General features: G+C 72.4%; 6 protein-coding genes. 1 reads left to right on the top strand and 5 read right to left on the bottom strand.

All coding sequences use genetic code 11. The features are described from left to right. Positions 1-59: 59 nt before the first annotated feature. From GUY60_RS33780 to GUY60_RS33770, 3 genes are all read right to left on the bottom strand, one after another. Positions 60-671: a TetR/AcrR family transcriptional regulator gene (locus GUY60_RS33780; protein ID WP_161704875.1), complete on the bottom strand. Its 612-nt coding sequence runs from the start codon at positions 669-671 to the stop codon at positions 60-62. A 93-nt stretch (positions 672-764) separates the two neighbouring features. Next, positions 765-1,301, bottom strand: a complete 537-nt coding sequence (locus tag GUY60_RS33775; RefSeq protein ID WP_161704873.1) for a MarR family winged helix-turn-helix transcriptional regulator — start codon at positions 1,299-1,301, stop codon at positions 765-767. Positions 1,302-1,318: 17 nt separating this feature from the next. Beyond that, positions 1,319-1,936, bottom strand: coding sequence for a TetR/AcrR family transcriptional regulator (locus tag GUY60_RS33770; protein ID WP_161704872.1), 618 nt, complete (start codon positions 1,934-1,936; stop codon positions 1,319-1,321). Positions 1,937-2,153: 217 nt separating this feature from the next. Here GUY60_RS33770 and wrbA point away from each other — a divergent pair, with 217 nt between their 5' ends. Further along, positions 2,154-2,750 (top strand): NAD(P)H:quinone oxidoreductase, encoded by a 597-nt coding sequence (gene wrbA, locus GUY60_RS33765; RefSeq protein WP_161704870.1) that lies wholly within the window; start codon positions 2,154-2,156, stop codon positions 2,748-2,750. A gap of 28 nt (positions 2,751-2,778) precedes the next feature. Here wrbA and GUY60_RS33760 read toward each other — a convergent pair whose 3' ends face one another. Together GUY60_RS33760 and GUY60_RS33755 are read right to left on the bottom strand one after the other, a co-directional pair. Continuing rightward, on the bottom strand, positions 2,779-4,368 hold the full coding sequence (locus GUY60_RS33760) for a flavin-containing monooxygenase (RefSeq protein WP_161704868.1): 1,590 nt from the start codon (positions 4,366-4,368) through the stop codon (positions 2,779-2,781). Positions 4,369-4,454: 86 nt separating this feature from the next. Further along, positions 4,455-5,325: EamA family transporter (locus GUY60_RS33755; protein ID WP_161704866.1), on the bottom strand; the 871-nt coding region annotated here is incomplete at its 5' end.

The raw sequence follows: 5,325 nt of genomic DNA, 5'->3' as shown, positions 1-5,325 counted from the left end.
GGGAGGGGGAGGGGGCGCTGCACGACTGAGGTGCCCTTCTCGGCTGAGGGCGCCCGGAGTCAGGCTTTCCGGTACGCGCCCGCGTGGGCCGCCGCGACCGCCGCGTGTGCCGCGCGTTCCGCCGCCGCCTCGTCGAGGGCGCCGCCGCTCACCAGGAACCTGTAGTAGAGGGGTGCGGAGACGGCTCGTACGACTTCGGGGGCGTCCGTGTCCGGGGGCAACTCGCCGCGCTGGACGGCCTGTTCGACGCAGGGGGTCCACTCGGCGACCCGGACCTCGTAGAACCGGTGCAGCGCGTGGGCGGTGCGCTCGTCGCAGGTGGCCGCCGCGATCACCGCCCGGAACAGCGGTCCCTGCCGGGCGTCGGTGAGGGTGTCGCGGACGAGCCGGGCGTTGGCGCGCAGGTCGTCGAGGAGCGCGCCGGTGTCGCTGCGCGGGGCGGACTGCTCGGCCATGTCCGCGAGCAGGTCGGCGACCAGGGCGGTGGGCGAACCCCAGCGGCGGTACACGGTGGTCTTGCCGACGCCGGCCCGCCGCGCGACCTCGCCCAGGTCGAGGCCCGCGAACCCGGTCTCGGCGAGCGCGTCGCCCGCGGCGTCCAGGACGGCGGCCCGCACCCGGGCCGTGCGGCCACCGGGGCGTACGGTGCCGGGTTCGGGGTCGTCTGCCATGGGCCCACCCTAACGGGGGTTCCGTTCCCTTAAGGGTCCTAGGGGTCCCAGGGGGCCTCGGGTCCTAGGGGTCCTAGGGGGCGCCGGGGTCGTTCAGTGGTGCCAGGCCTTGCCGTCGGTGTTGTGGATCATCCGCTGGAGCACCTTCATCGTGGTGAGGAAGTCCGCGTCGGACACGCCCTCGCGGATGCGGGCGAGCGACTTCAGCTGGCGCTCGGTGGCCCGGTCGAGCCGTTCGGCGCCGCTTTCGGTGAGGGAGAGGAGCGCCTCGCCCTCGCCGTCCCCGCCCTCTGGCGCGTTCTCGGTGGCGACCAGGCCGCGGCCGATGAGGTCGTCGATCGCCCCGTTCAGGGCCTCGCCCACGTCCAGGTAGTTGCGCAGCAGCGTGAACACCTCGTCGCGCCGCCGGTTCCCGTCCCGTACCTGATTGAGCACCCACCACTGCGGCTGCGTGAGCTCGACCTCCTGGAGCCCGGCGCGGATGTAGTCGATCACCGCCTTGTTGGCCGCCCAACTCCAGTACCCGATGGGCTGGTCGAGCAGCCCATCATCGTCGTGCGAGTAGCTGAACGCCTGGTCGCGGTCGTGCTCTGCGGTCTCTGTGGTCTCTGTGGTCTCTGTCGTCGTCATACGGCGAACGTAGGACCTCAATCGAACTTGAGGTCAAGGCCGAGGAGTTGGTCGATCGCGGCGTCGAGCCGCTCGGCCGACCAGCCGCGTTCGGTCCGCAGATGGTGCAGCAGGCTCGGCGCCATCGGGGCGAGCAGCAGATGGGCGAGTACGGGCGCGTCCGCTTCGGGGCGCAACTGGCCGATGAGCATCGCGACATGGGTGTGCACGGTCGCGTACGGCCGGCCGCGGTAGCGGGCCCCCGGATCGGCGGCCTCCGCGGCCAGCGTCACGGCCTCCGACTCCTCGGTGTGGTTGGCGAGCGCGTGCAGGAACGAGCGCAGCCGCTCGGCGGGTGGCGCGTCCGGGCCGAGCGGGGGCGGGCCGCTGAGGAAGGCCTGCTGCAACCGCTTTTCGCGATCGTCGAGCAGGGCGATCAGGAGCTGCGCGACCGTACCGAAGCGGCGGTAGACGGTGCCCACGCCGATGCCGCTGGCGTGCGCGACCGCGTTCATGGTGACCGCCCGCGCGCCCTGTTCCGCGACCAGGCGGGCGGCCGCGTCCAGGATCTTCCGCCGGTTTCTGGCGGCGTCCGCACGCTCGGGTGCCGGCTGGTCGATGAGCGGCAGTTCGATGCGGTGCGGGTCGGAGCTCATGTCCGCGAGCGTACTCGCGGCGACTGGCACCGGAAAACTATCCGCTTTGATCGGCGGCATGTTCCGGAACCCCTTGCGAAGCGGATAGCAATCCGCTTCACTGGGCTCATCGCGGGAAACGGATAACAGTCCGTTTCTCCTCCGCAGGGAATCCGTAGGGGCCTCCTCAGGGCCTCCTCAGGGACTCCTCAGGGACTCCGTAGGGAAAGGGATCGCCATGAGCGCCAAGATCGCTGTCGTCTACTACTCCGCCACCGGCACCGTGCACGAGCTGGCGCGCGCCCTGGCCGAAGGCGCGGAGAAGGCGGGCGCCGAGGTCCGCCTGCGCCGGGTCGGCGAGCTCGCCCCGGCCTCCGCGATCGACGCCAACCCGGCCTGGCGCGCGCATGTCGACGCCACCGACGACCAGGTCGAGATCGCCACGCTCGACGACCTGGCCTGGGCGGACGGATACGCGCTCGGCTCGCCGACGCGGTACGGGAACATCGCGTCCCAGCTGAAGCAGTTCATCGACTCGACCGGCGGCCTGTGGCAGCAGGGCGTGTTCCAGGACAAGCCGTTCACCGGCTTCAGCAGCGCGCACAACACGCACGGCGGCAACGAGTCGACGCTCCTGGCGCTCTACAACACCGCGCACCACTGGGGTTCGCTGATCGTCTCGCCCGGCTTCACCGACGCCTCGGTGTACGCCGCGGGCGGCAACCCGTACGGAACGGTGCACTCTGGAGGCGGCCCGGTCTCGGAGACGGCCATCGAGGCGGCCCGCTACCAGGGTGAGCGGCTGGCCCGGATCACGGCGAAGGTCGCCGCCTGAGCCCCGGCCCCGAGGTCAGCTGCTGAATTCAGCAGTTGATGCCGTCGCCCGTACGCCCGAAGTCGCCCGCACGCCCGAAACGAATGCCGCGGTCCTCCAGCGGGCCGCGGCGCAACAGCCGTACGTCACGCGGGTAGTTCTGGTTGAGCCGCCACGGCGCCGTCGCCCCCTGCTTGGGCAGCATGTCGGCCGAGCGCCGCACGTACCCCGAGTTCAGGTCGATCAGCGGGCGCAACTCCCCGCCGTCGTCCGGGGGTTGCGGGGTGCACGTCCGGTAGCCGCGGCGGTCCATGTGCGCGAGCAGCCGGCAGACGTACCCGGCGACCAGATCGGCCTTCAGCGTCCAGGAGGCGTTGGTGTAGCCGATGGTGAGCGCGAAGTTGGGCACACCGGACAGCATCATTCCCTTGTACGCGACGGTGTCCGCGATCTCGACCTCCTCGCCGTCGACGACCAGCGCGATCCCGCCGATGGCGAGCAGCCGTAGCCCGGTCGCCGTCACCACCACGTCGGCGGGCACCTCCTCGCCCGAGCCGAGCCGCACCCCGGCCGGGGTGAACCCCGCGACGCTGTCGGTGACCACGGACGCCCGCCGGCTGCGGATCGCCGTGAACAGATCCCCGTCGGGCGCGATGCACAAGCGCTGGTCCCAGGGCCCGTAACTCGGCCGGAAGTGCGTGTCCACGTCGTACCCGGCGGGCAGCCTGCGGCGCGCGGCCCGCCGCAGGGCGCCGCTGACGAACCGCGGGGCGCGCCGGCTGAGCCGGTAGTTGGCGAGGGCGAGCAGCGCGTTCTTCCAGCGCATCGCACTGCCCGCGGCGCGTCGCGGCAGCAGCCGGGCGAGCGGCCGCGCGAACACGTCGTTCGACGGCAGCGCGAGGATATGGCTCGGCGAGCGCTGCACCATCGTCACGTGCGCGGCCGTCCCGGCGAGCGCGGGCACCAGCGTCACCGCCGTGGCCCCGCTGCCGATCACCACGACCCGCTTCCCGGCATGGTCGAGGTCGGCGGGCCAGTGCTGCGGGTGCACCACCTGCCCGGCGAACTCCCCGATCCCGGGAAAGTCCGGCGTGTACCCCGCGTCGTAGCGGTAGTAGCCGGAGCACACGAAGAAGAACCCGCAGGTCAGCACCTTCTCCGTACCGTCAGCGGTCCGTACGGTCACCGTCCAGCGCGCCGCCTTCGACGACCACTCGGCCCGGATCACCCGATGCCCGAACCGGATCGCCCGGTCCACGCCGTACGCACGCGCGGTGTCCTCGATGTACGCGCGGATCGAGCCGCCGTCGACGATGGCCCGCGAACCGGTCCACGGCCGGAACGCGTAGCCGAGGGTGTGCATGTCCGAGTCGGAGCGGACCCCCGGGTACCGGAACAGGTCCCAGGTGCCCCCGATCGCGTCCCGCCCCTCCAGTACGGCGAAGCTCTTGCCCGGCGCGGAACGCCGCAGATGACAGGCGGCCCCGACCCCGGAGAGCCCGGCGCCGACGATCAGGACATCGAGGTGCTCGGGCGGCCCTGAACCGCCCCGGCGCGCCGGCCCGTTCTGCGGTGCGGAACCGTTCTGGCGCGCTGGTCCGTCCTGCGGTGCGGAACCGTTCCGTGGTGCTTGTGGCATCTCGACTCCCGGCGTGGGGATAGGGCCTTCCGGCGTCCGTACGTCCTGCCCGGCTCCCCAGTTCACCCGCTGCGCGCCCGCGTGCGCTACCCCTCGTCGCGCGCGGGTGCCCGGCCGTCCGCCGGTTCCGTACGCTCCACGGGCCCCACCTCGGCCGCCGCCACCGGCCCCGTCCGCCTCGCCTGTCCCGTCCGTACGGCTCCGATGCTCGCCGTGACGACCAACGCGATGGCCAGCCACTGGGTGGCCGCCAACTCCTGGCCGAGCACGAGAAGTCCGGCGATGGCGGCGATGGCGGGCGCGAGGCTCATCAGTACGGCGAAGGTCGGCGCGGGCAGCCGGCGCAGCGCGAACAGTTCGAGGGAGTACGGGAGTCCGGAGGACATCGCGGCGAGCGCGAGACCGAGTGCAAGGGTCGACGGCACGACGAGGGCGGAGCCCGCGCTCGCCACCCCGATCGGCAGGCTGACCAGGGCCGCCACACTCATCGCGAGAGCCAGCCCGTCCGCCTTCGGGAACCGCGCCCCGGCCCGCGCGCTCATCAGGATGTACGCGGCCCACATCGCCCCGGCGCCGAGGGCGAACGCGACGCCGCCCAGGTTGAGTTGACCGAAGCCGCCCTCGCCGAGCAGGAAGACACCGGCCAGGGCTAGTGCCGCCCACAGCAGGCTGGCCAGGCGCCGCGAGGTGAACACCGAGAGGGCGAGCGGACCGAGCACCTCCAGGGTCACCGCGGGGCCCAGCGGGATCCGCTCGATGGCCTGGTAGAACAGCGTGTTCATACCGCCGAGCGCGATGCCGAACCCGCACACCACGGCCCAGTCGGCCCGCGCGTACCCGCGCACCCGGGGGCGGCACACGACGAGCAGCAGCCCCGCCGACAGCACCAGTCGCAACGTGACGATGCCGAGCGCGCCCGCCCGCGGGAACAGCAGCGCGGCGACCGCCGACCCGAAC

The sequence above is a fragment of the Streptomyces boluensis genome (genome assembly GCF_009908195.1).
GTDB classification, from domain to species: Bacteria; Actinomycetota; Actinomycetes; order Streptomycetales; family Streptomycetaceae; genus Streptomyces; species Streptomyces boluensis.
Note: the sequence above shows the minus strand (reverse complement) of the source record. Positions and strands in the feature narration are given on the sequence as shown.

Bases quoted from the DNA above. Each gene is read 5' to 3' on its own strand.
- wrbA (WP_161704870.1), top strand. From the start codon at position 2,154: ATGAGCGCCAAGATCGCTGTCGTCTACTACTCCGCCACCGGCACCGTG.
- GUY60_RS33775 (WP_161704873.1), bottom strand. From the start codon at position 1,301: ATGACGACGACAGAGACCACAGAGACCACAGAGACCGCAGAGCACGAC.
- GUY60_RS33770 (WP_161704872.1), bottom strand. From the start codon at position 1,936: ATGAGCTCCGACCCGCACCGCATCGAACTGCCGCTCATCGACCAGCCG.
- GUY60_RS33780 (WP_161704875.1), bottom strand. From the start codon at position 671: ATGGCAGACGACCCCGAACCCGGCACCGTACGCCCCGGTGGCCGCACG.
- GUY60_RS33760 (WP_161704868.1), bottom strand. From the start codon at position 4,368: ATGCCACAAGCACCACGGAACGGTTCCGCACCGCAGGACGGACCAGCG.